At 65.9% G+C, this 23390-nt stretch carries 33 protein-coding genes; 3 read left to right on the plus strand and 30 right to left on the minus strand.

The window, feature by feature from the left end; all coding sequences use genetic code 11:
• The first annotated feature begins 133 nt into the window (after nt 1-133).
• Nucleotides 134-928 carry a tyrosine-type recombinase/integrase gene (locus tag ACNQR1_RS09360; RefSeq protein ID WP_418045514.1) on the plus strand — a complete coding sequence of 265 codons (795 nt, stop codon included), beginning with the start codon at nt 134-136 and terminating at the stop codon, nt 926-928.
• On the opposite strand, the gene ACNQR1_RS09365 is transcribed toward ACNQR1_RS09360, so the two are convergent.
• Nucleotides 925-1107, minus strand: coding sequence for a helix-turn-helix transcriptional regulator (locus ACNQR1_RS09365; RefSeq protein WP_418045515.1), 183 nt, complete (start codon nt 1105-1107; stop codon nt 925-927). The genes ACNQR1_RS09360 and ACNQR1_RS09365 overlap by 4 nt on opposite strands.
• Before the next feature lie 128 nt (nt 1108-1235).
• On the opposite strand from ACNQR1_RS09365, the gene ACNQR1_RS09370 reads away from it, so the two are divergent.
• Nucleotides 1236-1637 carry a hypothetical protein gene (locus tag ACNQR1_RS09370; protein ID WP_418045516.1) on the plus strand — a complete coding sequence of 134 codons (402 nt, stop codon included), beginning with the start codon at nt 1236-1238 and terminating at the stop codon, nt 1635-1637.
• Nucleotides 1638-1757: 120 nt separating this feature from the next.
• Here the strand turns inward: ACNQR1_RS09370 and ACNQR1_RS09375 are convergent, their stop codons facing one another.
• The 11 genes from ACNQR1_RS09375 to ACNQR1_RS09425 all read right to left on the minus strand — a co-directional run bounded on the left by ACNQR1_RS09375 (nt 1758) and on the right by ACNQR1_RS09425 (nt 7350).
• Entirely contained in the window at nt 1758-2021 is a 264-nt protein-coding gene (locus ACNQR1_RS09375) for a hypothetical protein (protein ID WP_418045517.1), read from the minus strand.
• A 140-nt stretch (nt 2022-2161) separates the two neighbouring features.
• Nucleotides 2162-2548 (minus strand): hypothetical protein, encoded by a 387-nt coding sequence (locus ACNQR1_RS09380; protein WP_418045518.1) that lies wholly within the window; start codon nt 2546-2548, stop codon nt 2162-2164.
• Nucleotides 2549-2731: a hypothetical protein gene (locus ACNQR1_RS09385; RefSeq protein WP_418045519.1), complete on the minus strand. Its 183-nt coding sequence runs from the start codon at nt 2729-2731 to the stop codon at nt 2549-2551. It lies immediately after the preceding gene.
• Nucleotides 2731-3012, minus strand: a complete 282-nt coding sequence (locus ACNQR1_RS09390; protein ID WP_418045520.1) for a hypothetical protein — start codon at nt 3010-3012, stop codon at nt 2731-2733. The genes ACNQR1_RS09385 and ACNQR1_RS09390 overlap by 1 nt, the downstream gene beginning before the upstream one ends.
• Nucleotides 3009-3263 carry a holin gene (locus ACNQR1_RS09395; RefSeq protein ID WP_418045521.1) on the minus strand — a complete coding sequence of 85 codons (255 nt, stop codon included), beginning with the start codon at nt 3261-3263 and terminating at the stop codon, nt 3009-3011. The genes ACNQR1_RS09390 and ACNQR1_RS09395 overlap by 4 nt, the downstream gene beginning before the upstream one ends.
• An 11-nt stretch (nt 3264-3274) precedes the next feature.
• The gene (locus ACNQR1_RS09400) at nt 3275-4456 is read right to left on the minus strand and encodes a hypothetical protein (RefSeq protein WP_418045522.1); all 1182 of its coding nucleotides are present in this window, start codon (nt 4454-4456) and stop codon (nt 3275-3277) included.
• The gene (locus ACNQR1_RS09405; protein ID WP_418045523.1) at nt 4453-5133 is read right to left on the minus strand and encodes a hypothetical protein; all 681 of its coding nucleotides are present in this window, start codon (nt 5131-5133) and stop codon (nt 4453-4455) included. The genes ACNQR1_RS09400 and ACNQR1_RS09405 overlap by 4 nt, the downstream gene beginning before the upstream one ends.
• An 84-nt stretch (nt 5134-5217) precedes the next feature.
• The gene (locus ACNQR1_RS09410; RefSeq protein ID WP_418045524.1) at nt 5218-5346 is read right to left on the minus strand and encodes a hypothetical protein; all 129 of its coding nucleotides are present in this window, start codon (nt 5344-5346) and stop codon (nt 5218-5220) included.
• The gene (locus ACNQR1_RS09415; RefSeq protein WP_418045525.1) at nt 5346-5774 is read right to left on the minus strand and encodes a hypothetical protein; all 429 of its coding nucleotides are present in this window, start codon (nt 5772-5774) and stop codon (nt 5346-5348) included. Before ACNQR1_RS09415 ends, ACNQR1_RS09410 begins: the two co-directional genes overlap by 1 nt.
• Before the next feature lie 4 nt (nt 5775-5778).
• The gene (locus tag ACNQR1_RS09420; protein WP_418045526.1) at nt 5779-6069 is read right to left on the minus strand and encodes a hypothetical protein; all 291 of its coding nucleotides are present in this window, start codon (nt 6067-6069) and stop codon (nt 5779-5781) included.
• Between the two features lie 27 nt (nt 6070-6096).
• A complete protein-coding gene (locus tag ACNQR1_RS09425; protein WP_418045527.1) occupies nt 6097-7350 on the minus strand; it encodes a hypothetical protein in 1254 nt (417 codons plus the stop codon).
• Between the two features lie 65 nt (nt 7351-7415).
• On the opposite strand from ACNQR1_RS09425, the gene ACNQR1_RS09430 reads away from it, so the two are divergent.
• The gene (locus ACNQR1_RS09430; RefSeq protein ID WP_418045528.1) at nt 7416-7844 is read left to right on the plus strand and encodes a hypothetical protein; all 429 of its coding nucleotides are present in this window, start codon (nt 7416-7418) and stop codon (nt 7842-7844) included.
• On the opposite strand, the gene ACNQR1_RS09435 is transcribed toward ACNQR1_RS09430, so the two are convergent.
• The 18 genes from ACNQR1_RS09435 to ACNQR1_RS09520 all read right to left on the minus strand — a co-directional run bounded on the left by ACNQR1_RS09435 (nt 7841) and on the right by ACNQR1_RS09520 (nt 23388).
• Complete coding sequence (locus tag ACNQR1_RS09435) at nt 7841-10339, minus strand: hypothetical protein (RefSeq protein ID WP_418045529.1); 2499 nt, start codon at nt 10337-10339, stop codon at nt 7841-7843. The genes ACNQR1_RS09430 and ACNQR1_RS09435 overlap by 4 nt on opposite strands.
• A complete protein-coding gene (locus ACNQR1_RS09440; RefSeq protein ID WP_418045530.1) occupies nt 10336-10767 on the minus strand; it encodes a hypothetical protein in 432 nt (143 codons plus the stop codon). Before ACNQR1_RS09440 ends, ACNQR1_RS09435 begins: the two co-directional genes overlap by 4 nt.
• Nucleotides 10761-11261: a hypothetical protein gene (locus tag ACNQR1_RS09445; RefSeq protein ID WP_418045531.1), complete on the minus strand. Its 501-nt coding sequence runs from the start codon at nt 11259-11261 to the stop codon at nt 10761-10763. Before ACNQR1_RS09445 ends, ACNQR1_RS09440 begins: the two co-directional genes overlap by 7 nt.
• Nucleotides 11219-12577, minus strand: coding sequence for a hypothetical protein (locus ACNQR1_RS09450; protein ID WP_418045532.1), 1359 nt, complete (start codon nt 12575-12577; stop codon nt 11219-11221). Before ACNQR1_RS09450 ends, ACNQR1_RS09445 begins: the two co-directional genes overlap by 43 nt.
• Entirely contained in the window at nt 12574-12822 is a 249-nt protein-coding gene (locus tag ACNQR1_RS09455) for a hypothetical protein (protein ID WP_418045533.1), read from the minus strand. The genes ACNQR1_RS09450 and ACNQR1_RS09455 overlap by 4 nt, the downstream gene beginning before the upstream one ends.
• Complete coding sequence (locus ACNQR1_RS09460) at nt 12822-14231, minus strand: hypothetical protein (RefSeq protein WP_418045534.1); 1410 nt, start codon at nt 14229-14231, stop codon at nt 12822-12824. Before ACNQR1_RS09460 ends, ACNQR1_RS09455 begins: the two co-directional genes overlap by 1 nt.
• Before the next feature lies 1 nt (nt 14232).
• Nucleotides 14233-16536 (minus strand): hypothetical protein, encoded by a 2304-nt coding sequence (locus ACNQR1_RS09465; RefSeq protein ID WP_418045535.1) that lies wholly within the window; start codon nt 16534-16536, stop codon nt 14233-14235.
• Nucleotides 16533-16811, minus strand: a complete 279-nt coding sequence (locus ACNQR1_RS09470) for a hypothetical protein (protein ID WP_418045536.1) — start codon at nt 16809-16811, stop codon at nt 16533-16535. Before ACNQR1_RS09470 ends, ACNQR1_RS09465 begins: the two co-directional genes overlap by 4 nt.
• Nucleotides 16812-16930: 119 nt before the next feature.
• Nucleotides 16931-17257, minus strand: a complete 327-nt coding sequence (locus ACNQR1_RS09475; protein WP_418045537.1) for a hypothetical protein — start codon at nt 17255-17257, stop codon at nt 16931-16933.
• Between the two features lie 103 nt (nt 17258-17360).
• Nucleotides 17361-18149, minus strand: coding sequence for a hypothetical protein (locus ACNQR1_RS09480; protein ID WP_418045538.1), 789 nt, complete (start codon nt 18147-18149; stop codon nt 17361-17363).
• Between the two features lie 96 nt (nt 18150-18245).
• Nucleotides 18246-18647, minus strand: a complete 402-nt coding sequence (locus tag ACNQR1_RS09485) for a hypothetical protein (RefSeq protein WP_418045539.1) — start codon at nt 18645-18647, stop codon at nt 18246-18248.
• A complete protein-coding gene (locus tag ACNQR1_RS09490) occupies nt 18625-18927 on the minus strand; it encodes a hypothetical protein (RefSeq protein WP_418045540.1) in 303 nt (100 codons plus the stop codon). The genes ACNQR1_RS09485 and ACNQR1_RS09490 overlap by 23 nt, the downstream gene beginning before the upstream one ends.
• Complete coding sequence (locus tag ACNQR1_RS09495; protein WP_418045541.1) at nt 18927-19256, minus strand: hypothetical protein; 330 nt, start codon at nt 19254-19256, stop codon at nt 18927-18929. Before ACNQR1_RS09495 ends, ACNQR1_RS09490 begins: the two co-directional genes overlap by 1 nt.
• A complete protein-coding gene (locus ACNQR1_RS09500; protein WP_418045542.1) occupies nt 19256-19738 on the minus strand; it encodes a hypothetical protein in 483 nt (160 codons plus the stop codon). Before ACNQR1_RS09500 ends, ACNQR1_RS09495 begins: the two co-directional genes overlap by 1 nt.
• A complete protein-coding gene (locus ACNQR1_RS09505; protein WP_418045543.1) occupies nt 19728-19910 on the minus strand; it encodes a hypothetical protein in 183 nt (60 codons plus the stop codon). The genes ACNQR1_RS09500 and ACNQR1_RS09505 overlap by 11 nt, the downstream gene beginning before the upstream one ends.
• A gap of 75 nt (nt 19911-19985) precedes the next feature.
• Nucleotides 19986-21299, minus strand: a complete 1314-nt coding sequence (locus tag ACNQR1_RS09510; RefSeq protein WP_418050325.1) for a phage major capsid protein — start codon at nt 21297-21299, stop codon at nt 19986-19988.
• A gap of 29 nt (nt 21300-21328) precedes the next feature.
• The gene (locus tag ACNQR1_RS09515) at nt 21329-22084 is read right to left on the minus strand and encodes an HK97 family phage prohead protease (protein WP_418045544.1); all 756 of its coding nucleotides are present in this window, start codon (nt 22082-22084) and stop codon (nt 21329-21331) included.
• On the minus strand, nt 22084-23388 hold the full coding sequence (locus ACNQR1_RS09520) for a phage portal protein (RefSeq protein WP_418045545.1): 1305 nt from the start codon (nt 23386-23388) through the stop codon (nt 22084-22086). The genes ACNQR1_RS09515 and ACNQR1_RS09520 overlap by 1 nt, the downstream gene beginning before the upstream one ends.
• Nucleotides 23389-23390 lie beyond the last annotated feature (2 nt).

Consider the following 23390-nt stretch of genomic DNA (forward strand, 5'->3'; position numbering starts at 1 on the left):
CCGGCCTGAGATGACCAGTCACAGCGAAATCAGCAACAGCGTCAAGATCACGTCCCTAGCATCCCGAAACATGTTGCTATCTCCAATACCTGTACCGCACCTTTGGACCACTCACATCGAGTCATATCTGCTCATGCTGACATCCATCGGCCGCCCCGAAACCACCATCACGCTTCGCCGAAACCAGCTCTGGCACATGGCCAAATCATTGCAGCATCCTCCCGACGCCGTCACAAAAGAGCACATCACCACTTGGTTCGGGCAACAGAAATGGGCACGCGAAACCCGGCGTAGCTATCGCAGCGCCGTTCGCGGGTTCTTCGCCCACCTCCACGAGTGCGGCCACATCGAACACGACCCGTCAGCAAACCTGCCCACCATCTCCCAAGAGTCCCCGCTACCCCGGCCGGCGCCTGACGCGGCCTGGGAATGGGCGCTTGAACACGCTCGCCCACGGGTGCAACTCATGCTGCGACTGGCCGCCGAGGCGGGCCTCCGTCGCGCCGAGGTGGCCCAGGTGCACGATCGCGACCTGGACCTCGATGCCGTCGGGCCGCGGCTACTCGTGCATGGCAAGGGCGCACGCGACCGGATCATCCCGGTCAGTGACGAGCTGGCCGAACAGATCGAACGTGGCCCCCGCGGGCACACCCCGGATGAGCGTGACACCAGCGGCTACCTGTTCCCCAACGGCACCGGTGGGCACCTCGCCCCGATCACCGTCGGTCTGCTGATCACCGACGTGCTGCCCGAGGGCTGGACGATGCATACCCTGCGTCACCGGTTCGCGACCCGGGCGTACCGGGCCACGCGGAACCTGCGGGCCGTGCAGATGCTGCTCGGTCACGCATCGGTTGCCACCACGCAGCGGTATCTCGCGGTCGACGACGACGAGGTCCGCGCGGCGATGCTCGGCGCTGCGGCCTAATCCTTCGTGCGGCGCTCATTCCACACGTCGATGGTGCTCGGTAGCCACCCCTTCACCCGGTTGCCGATCAGCGCGTCAGGCTGTGGCAACTTGCCTGGTACCTGGCTGTAGGCCTTGATGGTGTTCAACGACAGTCCGGTGCGCTCGGCAACGTCGGAAACGCTCAGGTACCTGACCACTCACCTGACCGTAAGAACACTTTCGGGCATGCACTTCGGTGCACACCCGGACGGGCGTCCACGAAGGTATGCGCCGAGTTCGGCGACTTCCCGTTCCCGCCAGCGCGTAGTGGCAGTACGATCCGCGCATGATGCGAATCGCCATGGCATCCGCGCTCGCTGTGACCGTGCTGTTCGGTGCCGCGCCCGCCCATGCGGGGCCTGGCGATCCGTCCGATATGGGGCTATCGGACGAGTTCCACTGTCAGCGCGACCCCATACTGGGCCTCAACCCCACTGTCCGGCTGTTGTGTGACAGTCCGATAGAGGTGGTCGACGGCGTTGCCGGATGGGTCAGGTACCGCACCTTCACGCACATCGGCGGAAATAGGACCGACTGCCAGGGCCGATTCGATGACTACGGCCGCTACCACGCCGATGGTTGCGAGCTGTCCGCCCCATACTCGGACCCGGCTGTGGTTTCGCAGAGGGAACGCTACATCGTCTATGCCGACGCGATCCCCGATGGAGAACCGGGACACATCGAATAGCGGGGCCAGCAACGACAAAGCCGCCCCCGACCGAAGTCGGGGGCGGGGTAGTCGATGGCTGGCGGATTCCCGGAGCAGCGGGCCGGGCCTGCTCGTCCCTACCGCCAGCCGAGGTCCAGTCTATGTGCTGAGGTCGACCGGATCGCCGATCACACCGCCGTCGGCGTCGCGATTCGGATAGAACACGGTTGGATTGCCGGACGCGTCGAGCCACATGATCCACGTGGACCCGTCATCCCGGACGCCTTCGATCCAGCCGTCGAAGTGCGCCGAGACGTCGGTAGTGGAGACAACCGTGCCCTCGTCGTCTTTTACGGGGACAGGAAGGTCAGAGAAAGGACCGCCGGGCGTGGGCTTGTAGCGGCCGATGGTGATGTTCTGCATGAGAGCGCCTTTCGTTGATGAGGGGATGTTCCGCGCCCCATCCAGGCACCCGATCAGTATATCGCTACATGGTGACGACGTAGACCAGCAGCGCGACGCACATGCAGCAGATGACCGCGAGCCAGATCGCGCGGCGGCACTCAAGCTGAGGGTCGGTCACGGCGCCGCCGGTCACGCTTCTGCTCACACCACAGCGACCACAGCATTGGGATGTACACGATCGCGCCCAGCGTGTAGATGACGTACCGGATCTGCTGGCGCCACGGATAGTCGGTATCCCACCACGAGGCGAGCACGATCTGCCACAGCACCGCGGCCAGCACCACGCTCTTGGTGAAGAAGATCTTCCCGATCCGGTTCGACCGCCACAGCGACCGCATCCCGTACAGCACGGTGAACGCGGTGACGAAAGCTGCGGCGCAGATCAGGGAGATGTTGGCGCCGAGTCGGTAGTCGATGGTGAACCACATGTCGGAGACGAAGATGCCGACGATGGTGAGGAGTCCGGCCAGGTACACCCAGCGCATTCAGTGACCCCTTTGCATCGACGCGAGGAACAGTTCGGTCCAGCCGTTTTCGCCGACCTTCCGATGAAGCACCTGCCGGGCCTGGCGGGATCGCGCGACGATCTCTTCGGCAGCTTGGCTGCGGGCCTCGGACTCGGCGACTTTGCGATCGGCATCGGCGATCTGCCGCTTCCAGTGCCACATCAGCCGTCACCCGCTGCCGCGATGGTGGCCGCGTCACGCAACGAGGTCACGATGGGAATGAGTTCCTCTGCGGGGCTGGGGTCTTTCTCGCGGAGTAGGAACGCGATGGTCCTCGCGTCGTTGGCGGCGCGGTCGTCCATGCGGGCCACGACGGCGCGGTGGGTAGGGCCCAGCACGATCCAGCCCCGCAGTTGGGCGACGACGAACAGCACCACGACCAACAACGCCAGAGCGGGTGCCCCGAGGCTGGACCAAAACTCGGGGTTCCACAGGCCGCTCATTCGCCCGGGGTAGCAGGTTCGACTGCGCTCGACAGCGACGCGGTTCCCTTGTTGGCGATGCCGGCTGATCCGATGGAGGTCAGCAGTGACAGGCCGGCGCCGCCGAGTGCGATGCCCGCGGCGGTTTTCCAGTCGACGGTCCAGGCGTTGAACACGTCGCCGCCGAGGGCGAGTGTGGCGGCCTGGGCGGCGCTCTTGAGTGCGCGTTCGGCGGCGTCTTTCCAGAAGGTGAGCGACCAGATCGTGTTCATGGGACTGCCTTTCAGTTGCGGACCGGCGTGCGGCCGGCCCAGTCGCGGACGTGCTGGATCGCCAAACCGAGGTACGTCTGGCCGGGCCAGACCTCCCAGGCGTGGTAGTTGATGTGCGCCGCGGTTCCCGACACGGCGAACTTGAGCGCGATGATCGCGGCCTGTACCGCGGCGGCCGGACCGGTCAGCTCGCCGCCCTGGCCGCCGATCAGCCCGGGCAAGGCGGACATCAGGATCGGCAGTAGCACCCCGGCCATGGCCGCTGGGTTACCCGACAGCGCCCCCGCGCCGAGCTGGGTGAGCAACGGGATCGAGACACCTGCCTCGAGAAGCACTTTCGGGATGGCCGCGATGATGGCCTGCAGCGTGCCGAGCGGGTCGGACAGTTGCGTGTTGGTGACGGCCTGGTAGATCGCGGTCATGATGTCCCCGGCGTCGCCGAGCGGCACGTTGGCGTACATGTCGTCGGGGTGTGCGAGGTCGCACCAGTCCCAGGTGAGTGTGCTGGCGGGCATGTTGAAGTCGGAGATGCCGCGACCGTTCGGGATGGCGCCGAGGTAGTAGGTGTGCCCGAATGCGCGCGAGGGGCCGCCGAGGGTGAAGCCGCACACGTAGTTGTCGCGGTATGCGGCGAGCGGGCCGCCGGGTTCGAGCTCGGCGCGGAGCTTGGCTGCGACGATCGCGCCGAGACTGTAGCCGCCGAGGGTGAAGCTGCGGCCGGATTGGATTTCGCGCCGGCCGCTGGCCACGCCGATCTGGATCGCCTTCTGCGCCGAGGGTGTGCCGGCCGCCCCGGGCGGTAGTCCGCCCATGCTGGCCGGGAAGTCGGGATTGCGTTCCTCGATGAGGTCGGCGGCGCCTTGGCAGACGCGGGAGACGTAGTCCTGGCCGATGATGCCACCGGTGCCGCGGAACACGATGCCGAGGTGCCGGGGCTTCGGCGCCGGTGGTGCGGTCTTGACGAGTGCGCCGTATTCCTCGTGGGTGACCACGACGCCGGTCGGGGGCGCGGGCAGGCCGCGGCGGCGCCGGTACTCGGCGGCCACCTTGGCGTCGTCGTCGCCGATCCAGCCGTCGGCCTTGAGCGGGCCACCTGTGGCCGCGAGCGCGTACGAGGGCGCGAATTTCACGATGGCGCGCTGCCAGGCCATCGCTTCGGCGGCCTGGGCGCCGCCGTACCGCAGCTCAGTCACTTCGTCACCACGCCCGGCTTGGCGCGGTCCTCGGTGCCGCACACCCTGTCCCGAACCTCGGCGAGAGCTTCGACGAGGGTTTGGCCGCCGAGGCAGTTGAACCGCATGTTGAGCTGGTCGTCGGCGGGGCCGACGATCACGGGCTGCGGGGTGGCAGGCACGGTCGCGGTTTCGAGTGTGGCGTCGAGGTACCAGAAGTCGTGGAACAGTGAGTCGTTCCATGCGCGGGCGTAGTCGTAGTAGCGGACGCCGTTGCTGCCGCTGGATTCCCAGTCGATGCCGCGGGCCGACTGTTTGATCTCACCGCCCGGCACGTCGGCGTAGAACAGCGTGCAAGCGGTGTGGGAGTTGACGCCGCCGCCGCCGTGCTGCAGGCCGACGAGCATGATCGGCTTGAACCCGAGCGCAGCGACACCGCCCGCGGGGAGGCGTTTGAAGCCGATGTCGTAGACGATCTTGTAGTCCAGGCGGAACGATTCGGTTGAGCCGTAGCGGTTTCCGGACCAGTCGGTGCGGCCCATGATGTAGGCGCCGGTTTGGAGGACGAGCGCCGAGCAGTCGCAACTCCGCTTCGGGTCGGTGGAGAACGCGCCGCCGTAGAGGTATGGGAGACCGCTGCGGGCGCGGCACCACATGTCGACTTCGCGGGCCTTCTGCTTGGTGATGACCTTGGGCATGACTGGGTCCTTTCATGACGAAGCCCCGGTCACCGTGTGGTGCCGGGGCGAAATCTGTTTCAGGGGTTGGAGGGTTGGCCGTACTTAGAAGGGATGGGTGGTGTCGGTGTCGCGGATCGCGTCGAAGATCGGGCAGCCTTCCGCGAACGCCCACATGAGCAGCCCGGACAACCCCAGGCCAGCCAAAGTGCCGACGACCAGCGCGCGGAACACTATGGGCCTTCGGACAGGTCGATCGTGCCTGAGGACACGGCGACGGTGGACCCGGCGGTGAACGCGACAGTGGCCATGATGATCGCGGTGCCTGACGTGCCGACGTCGAACTGCATCTTGACCGTGGTGCCTGCACTGTCGAGGATGCGGGCGAACGTTGCGGTGCCTGTGGCGTCGGCGCTGGTGTCGGAGGCGATGGAGCCGAGGGTGGCTCGGCCCGCGCTGCCGGTGTCGGAGAATCCGCTGAACGGTGATGCAGCCAAGACGAGTTCGGCGAGCTGAGTGTTGCCGGACAGGGCGGCGTCGGCGTTGGCCGGTTTGGTGCCCGAGTAGAACCGCAGCTTGCCGGACGCCCCGATCGCTTCGGCCAGGCCGGTGCCGTTGAGCATGCCTTGTGCGACGGCGTTGGTGATCCAGGTTTCAGCCATTGAATTACTCCGTCACTCGAACCTGGGCGACGTACTCGCCGCCGATGTTTTGCGGGGGGTAGCAATGCAGTAGCCACGTTTCAACGAGGAACAGGCTGCGGAGATCGCCAGCTCCGCGGAACACGTCGACCAGCCCGACGCACGCTTCGATGTTCATGCCCTGGAGGAACGTGAACGTGTCGGGGTGCGCGGCAACGTACGCGTCGGCCAGCGACACAGCCAGTGCCTGGTCTCGGCCGCCTTCGCGGTCCTTATCCATCGCCAGGATGATGGCGTCGAGCTCGGGGTCTTCCATTGGTGGTTCCTTTCGTCGTGATGCGATTTAGACGACTTGCCTTGCGCAGAGCCAGGTTTGGCCGCGTCCGCCTTTGGATCCGGCTGCGAGTCCGCCGCCGCCGCCGTATCCGCCGGAGCCTGGGACGCTGGCGGTCGCTGATGTGGTGGTGGAACCGCCGGGATATGTCTGGCCGTTCAGCAGCAGGTCTCTGTTGCCGTTGGTGTTGCCGCTGGACACGGCGTCTCCGTTGCGGCCGCCACCTGATCCGGTTGGGCCGCCTGCGCCGGTGAGCGTGGGCAGTCCGCTGCCGGTGCAGGTCGATGCTTGGCCGGCGGAGCCGTCCGACGGGAAGAACCCGCCAGCGCCGCCGTTTCCGCCGTCGCCGACTGTTCCGGTCATCGCCGTGAGGGACGGGTAGGAGGCCAGGGCGATGGTGTCGGAGTTGAATACGCCCGCGTTGCCGCCGTTGGCTGCACCGGCGGAGGACCCGGAGCCGCCTTGGCCGCCGCCGAGGGCGATGCGGTCGATGTGGGTGTATCCGGCGGCGCGGAGTGCGGCGATGTCGAATCCGCTGCCGACTGTGGTGTAGGCGCCGACGGTGGTGAAGGCGATACTGACGGGTGCCAGGGTGTGTGTGCCGGACAGGTTGGCGAGTGCTTGGCGGAGCGCTGCGGCCAGGGTGCCGGTGATGGCTTGGTTGCCGACCCCGGCGAACACGGCTTTGCGGAGGACTGAGGCGAGCGCGCCGGTGATGGTCTGCTGCCCGGTCGCTGACAGGAGTAGGTGGGTGAGGTCGGCGTCGAGGATGCCGGTGTGGATCTGGCTGCCCTGCATTTGCGCGGCGGCTTGGCGGAGCGCGGCGCCGATGGTTCCGGTGTAGAGCTGTTGGCCGGTCGCGGCGGCCTGGACGGGGCGCAGCGTGGCGCCGAGTGTGCCGCCGATGATCTGCTGGCCGGCCAGGGCGGCTTGTGGGCCGTGTAGTGCCCCGGTGGCTTCGGCGGCCAGGACGTTGGTGGCGAACGCTGTCAGCGGGTGCAGATCGGCGGCCAGGACACCTGGGTAGCTCTTTTCGGCTGTGCCGGCGAACACGATGCGGTGCAGCGCGGCGGCCAGTTCACCGGATTGGGTTTGTCCACCGGACAGTTGGGCGTCGAGGTCGGCCAGCTCGGCGGCCAGCGTGGCTTGGTGGTAGGCGCGCCAGTAGGGCTCGTGCTGCGGTGCGGCCGGGTTGGGTGGTTCGGGGAACCATGCCCGCGCCGGGTTGCCGGTGTCGAGGGTCGGGGTATCGGACCAGGCCACGGTTCACCTCCCATCTCGTTCGTTCGACTCGTGGACGCCAGTAGCGGATGGCACAATCCCGAGGCATGGGGGATTGCAGAGAGCAAGGCTGCGCTGATCCGGCTTGGTGCCGCGGTTATTGCGCCTACCACTACAACCAGTGGCGGGCGGGCAACCTCGACGTGCCGTTCGTCCCCGTGCGTCCGCCGAGGTGCACGGTGGATGACTGCGATGGCGAGCACATTGCCCGCAACGAGTGCCACTTCGGCGACGGCGAGCACCGATCCAAGGGACTGTGCAGCTTCCACTACTTCCGTGAACTGCGCGGCATCCCGCTGGATCAGCCGGTGGTGAAGCCGAACCCGGCCCGCAAGCTCACCGCTGATGATGTGCGGCAGATACGCCACCTACGCCATGAGGGCGAAAAGCTGCGGGTGATCGCCGATAAGTTCGGGGTGTCCCAGTGCGCCGTATCCGCAGCCTGCAAACGCCGCACCTGGGCCGACGTCGACTAAGCCGCACCGAGATACGTACACACCACAAACGAACCCTGCTGAATCGGATACGGATACCCACCCAACACGTTCTGGCTAGACCCAGCAGTCTGCCTGACGGTAATTCCGAAGTAATCATCGTCAGAGAACCGCACCCGTATACCGCTCGCTGACGTCTCAAAATCAGAGACCCGCTGAGAAGTCGTCAGCACGTTTTGCCAGTCGAAGGCCGCCGACGCGATCGGCGCCTGGAAAACGCCCTTCGACACACCCCACGTCGCCCCGTCGTCAAGGGAGGCTTCCTGATACCTGGTCACCCAAGCATCCCTCACGCCAGTGGAGTTGGACGATGGCCACCGCATCGTCATTTCCATCTGCCACCAACCCGCCTGGTTGAACCGCCACCGGGTGTTCGTTCCGTCCGCGAACGTGACGCCCGCGCTTCCCGCCTGCGACCAGCCCGCAACCTCAGTCCCCAATCCACCAGTCGTGATCGACTGGTTCGCAGAAAGCGACAGAATGACATACGGCCGACCATCGCCAGACCCGCCTGAACCTCCGACCTCTTCGGGCAGGTACTCCAGTGGGATGACGCTGCTGCCGTTCAGAGGCGCGACACCGAGCGCGGCACCCTTCTGCCCCACCGGGATGTACGTTGACGAGAAGTCGGGGAGCTGGCCACCCTTGAGCTTGCCGCCACTATCCAGGGTTGGGACATTGTTCGCGGTGTCGGTCACCAACAGTGACGTGGCCACTTTGCCCGACGAATCCAGGCCAGCCACACCGTTCGCCACGTTCGTCTGCAGATACGACGTCGCCAGCTTCGTTGACGAGTTCAACGGCGCAACACCGGACGCAGCGCCCTTCTGAGACAACGGAATCGCATTCGTCGACCCGCCGCCAAACCACTGCGCAAACCAATCCTTCACGGCCTGGACGGTCGCATTGATGGCCGTCACCGCGTTGCCAGCAAGGATGTCCACGATCTGATTCGTCTGCGTGGCCAAATCCGTCAGGCCAGTAATCACACCCTGCGGAATATTCGCCAGATACGTCGCGATCTGCGCCGAAGTATGACCAGTGCCGCTGTGCCCCAACGCATTCGCAATCGCGTCCCGAATATCCTGACCCGCGTTGTTCAGCGCCGCCTCGACATCATCTAGCGTGCCGCCAACACCGCCCTTGAACTTGTTCAGCAACGCCTGCCAGCCACCAACCGCATCAGCCAACCAGTCATCCCACTCATCCAGCCCCAGCTTGTCCGCCAGGCCAGCGATGGCATCCTCGGCGTTGTTCTGGATCTCGGAGATCCCGTCAGCCAGATCATTGATCCGGTCGAACAGCGACCCAATCGGCGGAATCCCCAGCGCAGCCAACCCGTTATCCACCCACGCCGTGATCCAATCGAGCAACGACTGCAGATCGGCCAGCAGATCTTTGATGAACTCCTGCGGAATATCCTGAATTGCAACCAGATTCGTGTTGTCGAACTTCACCAAACCAACCGACGCCGCAGACGTCACCCGCGGGAACAACGCCACGTGAGTCACGGAACCGTCCGACGGAACCGTGTAGTTGCCGCTGATGCTGGTACCCCACCCGCCAGAGCCACCACTGGACCCCGACGGCGACGCCACCGAACCCACCAACACCCGGCCGCCCACCGGCGTGGCCACCGTGCCCACCACGCTGAACGGCTGCAGCTCCAACCGAATCGCATTGGCCGCCGCCGTCGCGGTGATGACCTCCCACTTCACCGCGCTCTCAGCTTCCAGAACCCACCCGCGCCCAACCTCGATCAGCTTGCCGCCACGCTCGTGGTTGGCGCCGTTGCACACAATCTTCATGCAGCCCAACGGCGTTGACCCCGGAACACCGTCAGTGGCGTCGTGGGTGATGTTCGGATCGTCGGGGGACTCCACCGTGATCGGGTCGTCATACCCGGACTCATCGACCAGGTTCTGGTGCTCGTTGGTCAGCCACGAGATGTCGATCAGGCCGCGCAGCTTCGCGAGACTGTTGCCGATCGCGGCCGCCAGCTGCGCCCAACCATCCAGGATCTGCTCGACGGTCGGGAGCTCCGCGCCGCTCACACCACCGACAACCTGCAGCAGCGCCCGGATCGGCTCGAACACCTCCTGGATCGCCAGCAGCACCTCATCGTCACCGTCGTAGGTGCCCATGATCGCTTCACCCAGGCCGACGAGCTGGCCGACAACCGGCAACGATTCGATGAAGTCGGTGAGCAGCCCCGGCAGATCCTCCGGCCCCTGAATGTCAGCCGGATCAGCGTTCGCGACAAACGAATTGAACCCCGCAAACAACTGCGCGATGACTCCGCCTGGCGACAAATCGCTGAGCAGATTGCCGGCCGTCGACCCGTCGAAGATGTTCGGCACGCGAGCAGCGGCACGCTCCCGCATCGCCGGCACCGACATGTCCTGCAGCTTCGCCGCCAACGTCTCCAGCGTCAGCGCACCAGCCGGCAGATTCGGAACACCACCAGGAGTGGTCACCGACGCACCGCCCGCGCCCCCTTGGCGATCCGCTTCGGACACTTCGGCGCCACCGCGGTCCGCTCCACATGCGGCTCAGCCTCAGTGTGCTGCGGCTGCTCAGGCAGCTTGATGGCTTCCTGCTTCACCCCGTCAGTGATCCACGCTGGCGCGTGCAACGCGGCCGGGTCGATGTGCTCGGTCTGGCGGATTCCGAGCGCGACGAGCTGGGCGGCGAGCTCCGCGTTGACCGGTTGCAGCATGTGCAGCGGCATCTCCGTCGCGGTCAGCAGCGCCGACGCCAGCGCGCCGGCGACGGCCTTCGTCTGCCCGTCGATATCGTCGGCTGCCGGGATCTTCTTCGGCACCACGGTCTGGTCAATGACCTTGTCCGCGAGCGCCTTCGCCGACTCCGGTGTCAGGCCTTCAACCCTGCTGTTCTCTACCACAGTCCGATCTCCTGCAATCCACTCATCGCTCTGCCGACCAGCTCTGCCATGTGCTCGATCGCGTCCTTCTGGTTGCGGGTGTCGCCGAACTTGCCCGCGATGTCGATGCCCTTCCCCTGGCCCCAGTCGATGTTGAGGTTTCTGTTGCGCCGCACGAACACCCGCGGCATCAGGTACTTCGAGGTGCCGCCGATGCGGTCACCGAGCCACCAGTGCCCGAACCCGTTGTCCCCGATCAGCCACGGGCTGGCGTTGGCCACCAGCAGCGTGAAGTCCGTGTCCGGGTCTGTCTCCCGCCGGCGCTTGCGCAGATCCATCACGGACGCCGCGGTGAACGCCTGGGTGACGTTCGGCGACGTGTCTTCCAGGTAGTGGCCCCAGCCCTGCTTGGCTGTACGCAGCAGCAGCGGCACCGAGATGTTCGCCAGAATGCTGTCGCGGTAGATCGGGTTCAAGAAGCTGTCGATCGCGCCGCCGAGCGACCCGACCGACACGTTGTAGCCGACACCCGCGCTGATGACCGCAGAGATGTTGTCGCCCAGCACATCACCGCCGTACTGGATGGCCGCGCTGATGAGTTCATTGACTTGGCGAGATTGCCCGTGCCCCTCCGGTTTCCCAGAGGGGCACGGACAACCCCCGGCATCGATCTCCCACCGACGGTGATCCGGCCGGCGCCGCCCGGGGACCGGGAAAACTCGCTCGTCTGGATGCCGGTGATGTCGCCGTCGCGGTACACCACATACGGATGCGGGGCCAGCGTGCCGAGGAACCCCGGCAGCCGATAACCGGTCTCGTCGATCGTCTCACCGGTGAACAGGTCGTAGGAGTCCTCGACGTGGTTGGACAGCACCGACGCGATCGAGCGGGTCAGGCCGGTGAACAGGTTTCCGCCGATGCTGGTGCCTGAGCGGAACCCCGACTTGTCGACGATGTCGACGAACAGGGTGCCGTTGCGCCAGTTCGTCCCGGCGCCGGGCCACGGCTCCGGATCGCCGGTCAGCCAGCGTCGCAGATCCCACTGCATCTCGGAGTCTTCGAGGATCGGTGCCGCGACATCGAACATCGACGTACGGATCGAGCCGACCACCAGCGCCAGCGGCGCCGCCGAATCGCCGAAGAACCGGGGCTTCACCACGATCTGCGACTGCTGCCAGAACCCGCGCAGCGCGTCGACCAGACCCTCGATGGTCCAGTTGTCTGGGTCCAGCAGCTTGAGCAGGTCGCCGATGTCGATGTTGGTGAGCTGCAACCGAAGCAGGTTCGCCGCCAACGTCAACAAGATCCCGTGGTCGGCCTGCAGCAGCAGCATCCACGCCTTGGGCTGTTGAATCAGCGACAACGGCAGGAACGGATTGCCCGCCACGAAAACGTGCTTCAGTTCCTCGATGTCGTCGAAGAAGTCGATGACGACTTCGTCGCCCTTCTCCCCGCGCCCGACGGTCACGCCCTTCTTGGGCTTCATCCGACCGCCGATGCGGGCGCCCATCGTCTCGACGATGATATGAATGTTGCTGGTACCGCGGGCTTCTTCGTCGAGGGCCCAGAACGCGGCCCAGGTGCGGCGCGGGTCGTCGAGGTCGATCGGCAGACGCAGCTGGATCGTGCCGGTCTCGTTGACCGTGATGTTCACGTTGCCGGCGATCTCGCCGTACACGGTGCCGCGGTAGACCCAGTCGCCGTCGTACAGCTTGATGATGGGCCGGTCGGAGGCGCGTTCGATGCGGTACTCGCGGACCTCGCGCGCCCAGGCGGCGAAGTCGTCGTGGTCCGAACCGGTGAACGGCTCCGCGAACGTCGCAACCGTCATGGGGCCGTCTCGGTCTCGTTGTCGCGGGAGATCACCCACGGCGCCCGGGGGTCCGTGGGGTTACCGACGACGTGAAGCTTCGGGGTGACAGGCTCCGGAGTGGGCACCGGTGGTGCTGGTGTCACTGGGAGTCCGATCTCAGATGCCCATCGGTGCAGTCGCCAGCCTGCCCAGAATGCGACGACGGTGAGCGCCACGGACAGGATGACGAACGCCACGGCGGCCCCTAGGATTGCTGCATTCATCACGCCTCCAAACCTGACTCGGCCGACCAGAACCGGCGTTGCCGCAGAGTGACTTTCGCGCCCGACGGGCCGCGGCACACCACCGGCATCAGCACCGGATCATCCTCAGTGCCGGTGTACGGCGGCACCGGATAGATCGGCTCCACACCGTTGAACAGGCCGGCCGCATTGGACAGATCCGCGGACACGTAGGTGTCCATGAACGGATCCGACATCACCGACAACATCTGCGTCAGTTGCGGGGTCACGATCATCCGCGCCGCATCCGCACCCACCGGCCGCCCCCATCGACGCTCCTGACCGAACCCGAAATCAGGGAACTGCCACTCGACCGCCGGATCCAGCTCCCACTCGGGCCACAGCTTCTGATCAGTCGGGTTCCACACCTCGAACCAACTGGTGTTCGGATTCGCGACCACCCGGATTACCGGAGCGACAGCGGTCGTCTTGCCCGTGAACAGCGCCGTCAGGAACCCCGCCAGCGGACCGCTCACGAAGTTGAACACGTACCCGAAGAATGTGCTCGACACCGAGACGCCGCCACTGCCGATGTTCGACAGCTGCTCCAACGCCTCCTGGACTGTCGCAGCCGACGAGAAGAACGAGATCGGCGCGGTGGACTGGCCGCCGACCGTCAACGTGAACGTCAGCGTGCCGACCGTGACAGAGAACGCGAGCGGCGCCAACCCGCCGCCGTCGACCGTCAGCATCCCCGGGTGAGTGATCGGCGTAAGCACGGTGAACTGCTTCGAGGTGCCCGACACGGTGACGTTGCCGGCACCGAGAGACGGCAGCCCCTCCAACGCGGACTGAATGGTGGCAATGCTCGCATCGACATCGAGATCGCCGGTCAGGTCGCCCGCATACCCAAGCTTGTACACGCCTTCCGACCCCGCGTTGTAGACAGTGAAGTTGCCCGGATTCACCCACTCCGCAACATCTTCGGCGCTCTCGTACATCGGGTTGTACGCATTGGCCGAGACGACCGCGTGATAGATGCCGTCGATATCGGAGTCGAAGCCATCCTCGGTGGTGTACCTGATCTCCTGGGCCAGCTTCAGATATAGGAACCGAGGACCGGACGGGCCGTCCCACGTGCACTTCACCTTCTGCAAGTTCCCCGGTGTACCCCAAAGCTTTTGGAAACGCGGCCGCGACTCCGGAGTCAGCCAGAACGGCAGAATCGGGTTCCGAATCGGGATCGACTCGCCGACCGCACGCCCACCCGGCTCGAACGCACCCGACTGGGTGCGCACCTTGAACCCGGTGTCGTACATACCCTGCGGGTCGACATCGAGCACGATGAAGTCATCGCGCAGATAGATGTCATCGTCAGGCGCGGACACCACCATCGGCGCCACCACCGAATCACCGTTGGACGATTCGAGCGTGATCGTTGCTACAGCCACGTCAGTACCTATCCAACTTCGATGCCAGCCTTACCTTTTCCTGCTGCTGCGCCTGGGTAAATGCATCCTCGACCGTCGCCGTGCGGATGTGGTACGTCGTACCGGCCGGCCCTGGGTTCTGTCCCGCCTGGCCGCCGTGCACACTTCCCCCGGGCAGCGCAGCTGGTGCGGGAGCGGGCGGCACAGCCGGTGCAGCGCCACCGAACAGCGACCCCGCACCGCCCAACGTGCCGCCGATGTTGCTGCCGTCGAACACCTTCTTGCCGTTCTTGTCCGAGATCGACAGACCACCGACGAACGTCGAGATGCCCTTCAGCCAGCCAGGTGAATCGTTGACACCGAACACGCCGAGCGCCGACGACACCTGCCCCGCCGCGAGCTCCCCGACCGCCGATCCGATGTCGCCACCAATCGCCTGCCCACCGAGGCCGGCCAGCCCGGAGATCGTCGACGGCACACCGAACCCGCCACCGGAGCTCGATGATGACGCCCCCGATGCCGCGGCCGGAACCGCGTCGGCGGCACCGGAACCTGTCGTGTCACTGCTCGATGGATCAATCGCGCCCGGGCCGGCCGACCGCGCAGGGGATGAGCTGCCGGACCCGACGCCCTTCAGCGCGCCGCGCAGCCCGTTCGCGATACCGGTACCAGAAAAGATGTGCACGTGGTCCATGTGGTTCTGTGTCGGGCTGCCGCGGTCGGGCATGTCGTAGCCGCCGCCGCCTGGGTAGTACAGGTGCTGGCGCCAGATCACCCATTTCAGGTCGATCGCCGACGAGTTGGCCAGCGCGAAATCCTTGACCGCGTCGCCCTTTGACTTGTTGTTGCCGACCATCACGTCCAGGGCGCGGCCAGTGGAGTGCTCGCCGTACTTGTCCGCGCCGCGGTAGCTGCCGATGTCGGAGATCCCGAACCGTTCCCCGATCACCGCGCGAAGCTGCTGCGCGCCGGTGACCAGACCGCCGCCCGCATACCCGGGGAGCTTGCCGGTGGCGTTCATGTGGTCGAGCAGGCCGGGATGGTCTCGCTCGATGCGCTCCTGGGAGATGGCCTGGACTACGTATTCCTTGCCGTGCACCACGCCGGCAACCTGATCGACCGGGAAACTGCCCGTATAGCCGCCGGAACCGTAACCGCCGGGAGGCAGGAGACCATACGGGTCCAGCGGTCGCGACGGGCGTGTGGGCGCGGGCGGGCGTGCCACGATATCGACCGGAGATAGCGGTTGACCGACCGGCACCGGGCCTTGCGGAACGCCGGTGCTCACCGGGCGGCCTTCGCCGAATACGTTCCGGTCTACCCAATCCCGGGCCCGCTTCCCCAACTGGTCAGGGGTGTTCGTCTGGTTGAGCTCGGCGAGCCGCGGGTGGTTCTCCTCCAACCACTCGTTGATCGAGTCGGTGAGCTCTTTGCCGATCTGGGGGACAACGATCAGCGCCAGCGCGGCCGAGATCGCCTTCGCGCCCCTCTCGGCTTTGCCTGGGAGCACGGTCTCCAGGACGCCGCCGATGTCGTCGAACTTCGACTTCAGCTCCAGCGCGGGTGTGATGACACCCTGGACCCTGCCGGACACATCGGACAGTGCCGTGGCTGACCCTTCGCCGAACTGACGCACGCCGTCGAGTTGCAGCCCGAACGTTGACCCGATGGTCGCGATGGTGTCGGTGGCGGACCGCACCGTGTTGCCGATGTCATCGGTTGCGCCTTGAATGTCTCCGGAACGCAGCGAATCCGCGATCCCGCGGGACCAGTCGGTCGCACTGGACCGCAGATCTGTGCCGAGACCCTTGATGGTCGGCAGAACAGCGTCTTTGATCGTCCCGCCGACATTCCCCGACTTCAGGCCGTCGCTGATGGTGCTGATGATCGTCGTGCTGACGCCGCCCCGGTCGATGCCCTGCTTCACACCGTCGGCGAGACCCTCGACGAACTCATCGACCAGCGGGCCACCGCGCAGCTCATCCTTCACACCGTCAGCGATGCCGTCGACGATGACCTTGGCGATGTCCTTGCCGGTGCTGGACTTCTCGACAGCATCGCTCGCGCCCTTGGTGACAGCCTCACCCGTCGCCTTGCCGGCCTGCTCGGCGGCCCGGGTGTCGACCTTCGGCTGAACCTTGACCTCGGTCGTCTGCTTCTCGACGGTCTCCCGGGTCTGCTTCGCGGCCTGCTCGGTGGCGCGCTGATCAACCTTCGGCTTGATCTGGATATCGACAGCCTTGCCATCGATCTGACTCTCGATCGCCTCAGTCACGCCACGGAGGGACGGGATGATCTGGAGGACAGCAGTTCCGATGGTCGTCACTCGCTCACCCCTTCGGTTCGTTTCGCGTCGTATCCACGCTTGCGGCGCAGGTATTCCTGCTTGAGCGACTGTTTATGTGCGGCAGTAGCTTTCGCTCTCATCTCGGCGCGCAGCGGATGGTCGATGGTCTCCGGCACCTTCTCCGGGTCGCCGAGCAGCTTCACCAGCGCCACCCACACGTCGGCCAGTAGGTGGTCTGTCAGCTGCCAGACCGGCTGGCCATCGTTGAGAGCCGTCGCCAGTCGTGATGTCGTCGGGAGCTTGCGGACGAGCACACCGAGCTTGCGGACAGAGAGTGTGCCGTTGTAGAGGTCGCACAGGTCGATGTTGTGGAACTGGTCTAGGTCAGCCTCTATGTCGTCGCCGTGCTCATTGAGCAGGCGAAAGAGGCCAACTAGTTTCCCGTCAACCCCACGATCTTCGAGCTGAGCTCTCGGTAGTCACGCAGCGTCGGCCGGGCAGCCTTGAACGTCTCCCACTGCTCGGGACCCACCAGTGCTCTGGTCACGGCGATGTCGTCGCGCAGCTCGTCAGCCTTGCTCTGAGGCCCGGCGACTTCTTGGCTGATGACCTCGATGGCCTCCAGGGGCACGTTGTCACCGATCGGGATCCGCAGCTCGACGCCGCACTGCTCGACGGTCACGAACCCGTCGCCGGCTTCGGCCTGGCGCGCGGCCGTCGCCTTCTTCGCAGGGGTGCGCTTACGAGGTGTGGTGCTCATGGTCCGACTCCTTGAAATAGGGTCCGACTCAGTGGGTTTGACGAAGCCCAGCCCGGCCGGGGAGTCGGACCCGACCGGGCTGGGAGATCGAAAGCGGGTGCGGCTACTCGACGTAGACGGAGCCGCCCGTACCAGCAGCCGAAACCGTGGACACCGGCACCGTGAACTCCGCGGTGAACGGACCGGAACCCGAACCCGACACCGTCACACCGGACACCCCGACACCTGCCAACGCGCGCAGCGCGGTCTGCAGCCCGGCACTCGTCAACGTGGTGATCGACGCCGTGGTGTCACCGTTCACTGTCACCGTGTACGCGGTCACGCCGATGCCCAGCGTGAACTTCTTCGACACCGACGGGCCCACCCGCTTGAACACGTCCCGGTTGGCGTCCGCGGTGTGGTGCACCACGATCTCGGCGAACGACAGCTCACCGTCCACGACGCCACCGTGACTCTTCAGCTCGGCAGTCGCCGGCCGCAGCGACACCCACAGCTGAGTGCGGTCCTCGTCGACGAACTTGTACAGCACGTAGATCTGCACATCCTTCGGGATGCCGACCTTGTCCGACGCCGACCCGGGCAGCACGATCTTGCGGGTCGTGGCGTTGTCCTCGAAGATCGTGAACCCGGACTTGACCTTGCCCTTGCGGGCCTTCGTCCGGAACACCGGATGGCCGAAGCCGTCGTACTCCTTGATCTCGATCGTCGGATCGATCGGGATGCCCTTCTTGTCGTCGACCAGGCCGACGAAATCCCAACCGAGAGCTTCGAGGTCGGCGCTGGCCAGGGTCGGGATGACCGTCGCGATGTCGGCCACATCCTCCTTGAGCTGAATCCACACCTCAGCCTGATCCGGGATCAGGGTGGCATCGGGATTGATATCAACTGCCATGATGATGTCCCTCCTTCAAGGGCGTCGAATGCCCTTGCGGGCCAACAAAAACCCCGCCCAGGATTGGGTGGGGTCGGTTCGGGATGTGAGCGTGCGCTACCTGGTGCGCGCCCGGGTGCGAACCGTGAACGAGCACAGGTCGCCACTGTTCTTCGAGTCGCGCGCTTCGAGGAACCCCGTCCCCGGCAGCACCGCCGCGATACCGGGGATTCGGGCGGTCAGCAGCCGCGCCATCACCGCGTACGCGTACTTCGGTTCCCGGCCCGACGTCCACGACGTGCCGCGGATCGTCGGATCAGTCGCCACCGGCCACATGTCCAACGTGCTTCCGTCGTCAGCGATCACCATCACCGGCGGATCGCCGAGACTCCAGCCAGACGGCAACTCCAACGCGAACGACAACTCGGGGAACCGGGCCGCCAGTACCGCATCAGCTTTCAGCCAGTCCTTCACCAACCGGGCGACGTCGACCGGCTCACGAGTCACTGGCAGCGTCACCGGCAGCACCCTTCTTGCTCTTGCGCGACTTGCGTTGCCGCGGTGGCCGCAACGTCACTTCCAGTCCGGCCGCAGCCGCCGCCTTCGTCAGCACGCCATCCTTGGCCTGAGCCTCAGCCGGCACACTCACCGAGCCCCGCGCCCGGTCAGTGGTGCTCATCGTCACCTCGGCGCCCTCACCCGCGGCGTCGGCGATCTGCGCCGCCAGCTCGGCGATCGCGCCCGCCGACAGTTCCTTCAGAACCTCGGCGCCGCCTTCAAGATTCAGCTCGAACGCCATCAGCCCTGCCCCCGGGTGCACAGCACTTCGAGGCCACCGCGGCCACCCTGATGCCAGTCGTTGACGGTGATGTTGTACCGCTGTCCGCGGACCGTCAGCTCGTCGTCGCTGACCACGTCCGGGGCGCCGAGAAAGTAGACGACGCAGGCATTGTCGGAACCGGTCCGGCCACGCTCACGGCGATCTGAGCCGCCGCTGGTGCCTGCCGACGTTCCGCCGGTGCCCGGGGCGACGCAGAACGCGGTGAGGGGCACTGACGAGGCCGCGGTGATCAGCTTGCCGTTCTCGTCCCGGGCCGCGCCGCGGTGCCGGATCACGGTCTCGGACATTAGGCGGGCCGCTCCAGCCGGTACAGATCGAGGGTGGCCCGCTCTGCACCGGTGAACGCCGACCCCTCAGCAGCCGAGCTCTCTGCCCACCGGAACGGGCCCACCGCGATCGGATCGTTCGACGCGATGCGCGCGTTCCGGTCGGCGACCTGCTGCACCGTGCGCGCCCAGTCCGCAGCCTCGACCTCGGTGAAGCCGTGGGTGAACGTGACCTCGATCGCCCCGTACTCGCAGGACCACCATGCGCCGGACTTCTTGCGCACCAGGCCACGCGTCGACCACGCCAGCGTCGACACGTCGAGCTCGACACCGTCCTCGACGACCTTCGTCAGCTCGGACATCCGCAGCGTGGGCAACACCAGCAGCGCAGAGCCCGGACCGTCCAAGGTGACGATGTCGTCGGTGAGGACGGGGCACACGTGCCAGCCGCAGTACCGGCGAACCGCGGCAAGATCCTCCGCGGGGAGGTCGCTAACCGGCATTGCCGCTCTTGTTGGCCGCAGTGCGCGACTTGTTCGCCGCGGTGCGGCCCTTGGTGGGCGCGGCCTTCGCGGGCGCCGGCTCGGCCAGACCCATGGCCTTCGCATCCTCATCAGACAGCTGCAGCGTGGTCTTATGCCCGTCGATCTCGACGTTGTATTCGTTGAGCGCCATCGGTTTACCTTCCTGACGCGCAGCAGGCCGCGAGGTTGCCCCCGCGGCCTGCTGCGAGCTGATCAGAGCCATCCGTTAGGACAGCGCGGCCTTGACGATCGCCTTCGGGCGTGTCAGCGCGAACGCCAGACGCTCCTCGGCCAGGATCGCCACCAGGTTGCGGATGAAGAAGTCTGCGTGGCTGTCGGTCATCGTCACCGTGGTCTGCTCCCGGTCCCACAGGACCGCCTTGGAGAAGTCGCCGACCAGGATGTTGGCGTCCGACTGGTTCTCGGACTCGACGACCGGAACGCCCCACAGCGTGCGCCCACCCATCGAGTAGGGGCCGCCGTAGTAGTAACGCTGTTCGCCGTCCTTGGCCAGGTCGATGGCCTCCGCGGTGGCCGGCGACACGACGATCGCGTTCGGGTTCACCCGGCCGACCGTGCGGGCCTTGGTGATGGCCTTGCGGGCGGTGGTGAAGATGTCCGTCGCGAACGCCTGGGTCTGGATGCCCGACCAGTTGGCGATACCGGTGAAGTTCTCACCGGAACCATCACCGTTGAGGATCTGCGCCTCTTCGGCCTCGGCGATGTCGGCCCGGAGCTCGTCGTTGATCAGACCCTCCAGGGCGGCCACGTCGGCCAGTGCCCGCTTGGTGGCCGGCACCCACTCGGCGATGGTCTTGACGTTGGCGGTGCGCCGCACGAACGCCCACGAGCCCTCGGGCTTGTAGCCGCCACCGGTGGCCTGGATCAGCGGGCCGCCGTCAGCATCGGCCTCGGGCGGGGCTGAGCTGGTCGCCTCCGGCACCACCGCCGCGGCGTTGGTGTGCGAGGTCTGCTCGACGTACTCCACGGCATCGGAACCGGTGCGTCGCACCGAGACCAGGTCGCGGATCTTCAGTTCCTTGCGGCCCAGCATCTCCACGATGCCGGTCTGCTCGTTGACCACGAACGCGCCGGCGCTGGTGTCGGTGCCACCGACGAACAGGCCCTTGACGCTGATCGGGTCGGACTGCAGCCGCTGCTTCTCGGGGATCCGGCCGCCGCCGAACGGGGCCATCATCGCCTTGAACTCCGGCGACTCGACGACCTGCAGGCCCAGCGCCTTCACCCGCTCGCGGACGGGACGGTTGCCCAGCGCATCCAGGTCATCCTTGGCCGAGTCCGGCAGGCCGATCTCATCGGCCAAGCTCTTGGCCGAGTCGATCACCGCGAGATCAGCCTTGGCGGTCTTGATCGCTTCGAGCTGCTCGCGGCCCTTGGCCAGGGCCTCGTCGTAGGCCTTGCGGTCATCCTCGGACCAGTCGTGCGGGTCCTTGTCGGCGTTGGCCTCGATGATCTCGCGGGCCTTCGTGGTGTGTACCAGCGCGGCCTTCTGGAGGTCGGCCAGCTTGGTTGCCGTCATCGGCATGATGAATCTCCTTGGTAGAGGGTTTAGCTCGAACCGAGTTCGATTTCGAGCAGATCCAGTGCCGAGGTATCGACGGACGACTCCTGGCTGGCCTCATCGGATTCCGAGGCCTCGGAACCCTTCTGAGACGGACCAGTGCCGCTGGCCTTCTCCTCGTCTGCTGTGCTGTCGAGAGCGGACAGGACACGGCCGATGGCCTCGTGTGCCCCGCGTAGTTCGCCCTCGTTTTTGGCCGACAGCACGCGGCCAGCTTTGATGTCGCGCAATGCGCGCTCCGCGACCGACGGCATCGACTTCACCGCCAGAATCTCGGTCTCCTGATTGGCGCCGATCGTCACGACCGACACCTCGTAGAGCTTCAATTCCCGCAGCTCCCAGACGTGATCACCGTCGTGCACCGCGGGCCCGGAGTCGATCTCGTCATACGCGAACGACATCTGCCGGATCCGACGTCCCTTGAGCATGCGGTAGGTCTGCAGCGCCTTCGGGTTCTCCAGGTCCAGCTGCATGGTGACCTTGAGTCCGACGGCGTCCTCCTCGGCTGACAGCACGCCGCCGAGGTTGTAGTCCGGATCGCTCATGTTGTGCCCGAACAGGACCGGGATCTGATCACCCGACTTCGTCCACTCGGCCAGGGTTTTCGCGAACGCGCCCGGCATCACGACGTCGCCATAGCTGTCCTTGTTGCCGAACACCGAGGCGTAGGCCACGAACTGGCCATCGGCCAGGCCGTCGTCGGGGCCGGCCTTCACCTGGATTTGTGCACTCTTGGTGAGCATCAGTCCTCCTGCTCGTCCTCGTCGTCCGGATCGGGCTCGTCGTCTTCGGTGGGATTCGTCGTTGGGTTCGACCCGTCCTCTGCGGGGATCGGGTTCTGGGATCCGTTCTGGGTTACGTTCAGCGGCTGGACCAGTTCGTCGCCGCCCTCGATCGGCGGCCGGTTGTCCAGCGCGCGAGCCTCGTTGATGGTCATCCACGGCGCACCCACCGACGTCTGGATCGACGCCGAGCGCTGCTCGAAGCTGCCGGTCAGCTTCTCCCGCAGGTTGAACTCGACGTAGAAGTCATACGGCTTCGACTCGAAATCGGGAATCAGTTGCAGCGCGATCTCGTCCTGGATCATCACCAGCCACGGGCCGAGCGTGTCCTGGTACAGCATCTTGTGCTGCTCGGTGATATTCGAGAACGATGCCTTGTCGAGGATCCCGACCATCGGCGGCGGGATGAAGTACGCCGCGGCGACTTCTTCTCGAGTCAGCTTCCGGCCCTCGACGTACTGCAGATCCTTCGCGGTCTGGCTGGCCTCCTTGAAGGTCATGCCGTCCTCGAGGATGGGTGTTCCGCCGGCCTGCGCTGCGCCGTCGCCCTGATACTGCGACCGCCAGGAATCACGGAAGCGGTCCCGCGCTTCCTTGCTCCACTGCGACGTCGAGGCTGGCCGCTCCAGATACCCGGACACCCGGGCGCCGTTGCGCATGATCTGCTCGCGCATTTGCGACCCGCTCCACTCCTCGCGGAGCGTCTGTCGCAACGACTCCAGCGGCGAAACACCGGCGTCGTCGATGCCGTCGCCGCCGCCGTATCCGCGGAGATACAACACCTCATCGGCGTCGTAGGACTTGCGGCCCTTGGTGCCGGCCACCTCGAACTTCTCAGGCGTCAGCCAGTTGTCACCCTTCGGCGTCACCATCATCGGAGGCAGACGCGTCAGACCGGCCGTCGACCCGTCGACCTTGGTCTTCAAGAAGTACGCCACGTCATGGATCGCGAAGTCGTGGACCAGGGCGTTGATGAACCGATACCGCGTCGTCCACGGGTTCGGCTGCCGCAGCAGCTTCGCCAGCGGATGGTCCTGCAGCCGCGTGCGATCCGCGTCGCCGTTGCGCTGATACATCGGCAGGCCGAGCTGCGCGATGTTGCGCGCCAGGAACGTGACGACCATCCGCACCGACGCCTGGGTGCGCCAGATCTGGTGGTAGTCCGCCGAGAACGTCGACGACAGCGCGATACGCTGCGGCGCCCGATAATTCGGACGAGACAGACTCTGCACGGAGCCGGAGGAGGCGACGAAAGCCACGGTCACCG

Source organism: Mycobacterium sp. 48b (genome assembly GCF_048282725.1).
In the GTDB taxonomy this organism is placed as follows: domain Bacteria; phylum Actinomycetota; class Actinomycetes; order Mycobacteriales; family Mycobacteriaceae; genus Mycobacterium.

Coding starts and splice junctions, on each gene's coding strand:
- ACNQR1_RS09360 (WP_418045514.1), top strand. CDS start 134: ATGCTGACATCCATCGGCCGCCCCGAAACCACCATCACGCTTCGCCGA.
- ACNQR1_RS09370 (WP_418045516.1), top strand. CDS start 1,236: ATGATGCGAATCGCCATGGCATCCGCGCTCGCTGTGACCGTGCTGTTC.
- ACNQR1_RS09375 (WP_418045517.1), bottom strand. CDS start 2,021: ATGCAGAACATCACCATCGGCCGCTACAAGCCCACGCCCGGCGGTCCT.
- ACNQR1_RS09380 (WP_418045518.1), bottom strand. CDS start 2,548: ATGCGCTGGGTGTACCTGGCCGGACTCCTCACCATCGTCGGCATCTTC.
- ACNQR1_RS09385 (WP_418045519.1), bottom strand. CDS start 2,731: ATGTGGCACTGGAAGCGGCAGATCGCCGATGCCGATCGCAAAGTCGCC.
- ACNQR1_RS09390 (WP_418045520.1), bottom strand. CDS start 3,012: ATGAGCGGCCTGTGGAACCCCGAGTTTTGGTCCAGCCTCGGGGCACCC.
- ACNQR1_RS09395 (WP_418045521.1), bottom strand. CDS start 3,263: ATGAACACGATCTGGTCGCTCACCTTCTGGAAAGACGCCGCCGAACGC.
- ACNQR1_RS09405 (WP_418045523.1), bottom strand. CDS start 5,133: ATGCCCAAGGTCATCACCAAGCAGAAGGCCCGCGAAGTCGACATGTGG.
- ACNQR1_RS09415 (WP_418045525.1), bottom strand. CDS start 5,774: ATGGCTGAAACCTGGATCACCAACGCCGTCGCACAAGGCATGCTCAAC.
- ACNQR1_RS09420 (WP_418045526.1), bottom strand. CDS start 6,069: ATGGAAGACCCCGAGCTCGACGCCATCATCCTGGCGATGGATAAGGAC.
- ACNQR1_RS09430 (WP_418045528.1), top strand. CDS start 7,416: ATGGGGGATTGCAGAGAGCAAGGCTGCGCTGATCCGGCTTGGTGCCGC.
- ACNQR1_RS09450 (WP_418045532.1), bottom strand. CDS start 12,577: ATGACGGTTGCGACGTTCGCGGAGCCGTTCACCGGTTCGGACCACGAC.
- ACNQR1_RS09455 (WP_418045533.1), bottom strand. CDS start 12,822: ATGAATGCAGCAATCCTAGGGGCCGCCGTGGCGTTCGTCATCCTGTCC.
- ACNQR1_RS09475 (WP_418045537.1), bottom strand. CDS start 17,257: ATGAGCACCACACCTCGTAAGCGCACCCCTGCGAAGAAGGCGACGGCC.
- ACNQR1_RS09480 (WP_418045538.1), bottom strand. CDS start 18,149: ATGGCAGTTGATATCAATCCCGATGCCACCCTGATCCCGGATCAGGCT.
- ACNQR1_RS09490 (WP_418045540.1), bottom strand. CDS start 18,927: ATGGCGTTCGAGCTGAATCTTGAAGGCGGCGCCGAGGTTCTGAAGGAA.
- ACNQR1_RS09495 (WP_418045541.1), bottom strand. CDS start 19,256: ATGTCCGAGACCGTGATCCGGCACCGCGGCGCGGCCCGGGACGAGAAC.
- ACNQR1_RS09500 (WP_418045542.1), bottom strand. CDS start 19,738: ATGCCGGTTAGCGACCTCCCCGCGGAGGATCTTGCCGCGGTTCGCCGG.
- ACNQR1_RS09505 (WP_418045543.1), bottom strand. CDS start 19,910: ATGGCGCTCAACGAATACAACGTCGAGATCGACGGGCATAAGACCACG.
- ACNQR1_RS09510 (WP_418050325.1), bottom strand. CDS start 21,299: ATGACGGCAACCAAGCTGGCCGACCTCCAGAAGGCCGCGCTGGTACAC.
- ACNQR1_RS09515 (WP_418045544.1), bottom strand. CDS start 22,084: ATGCTCACCAAGAGTGCACAAATCCAGGTGAAGGCCGGCCCCGACGAC.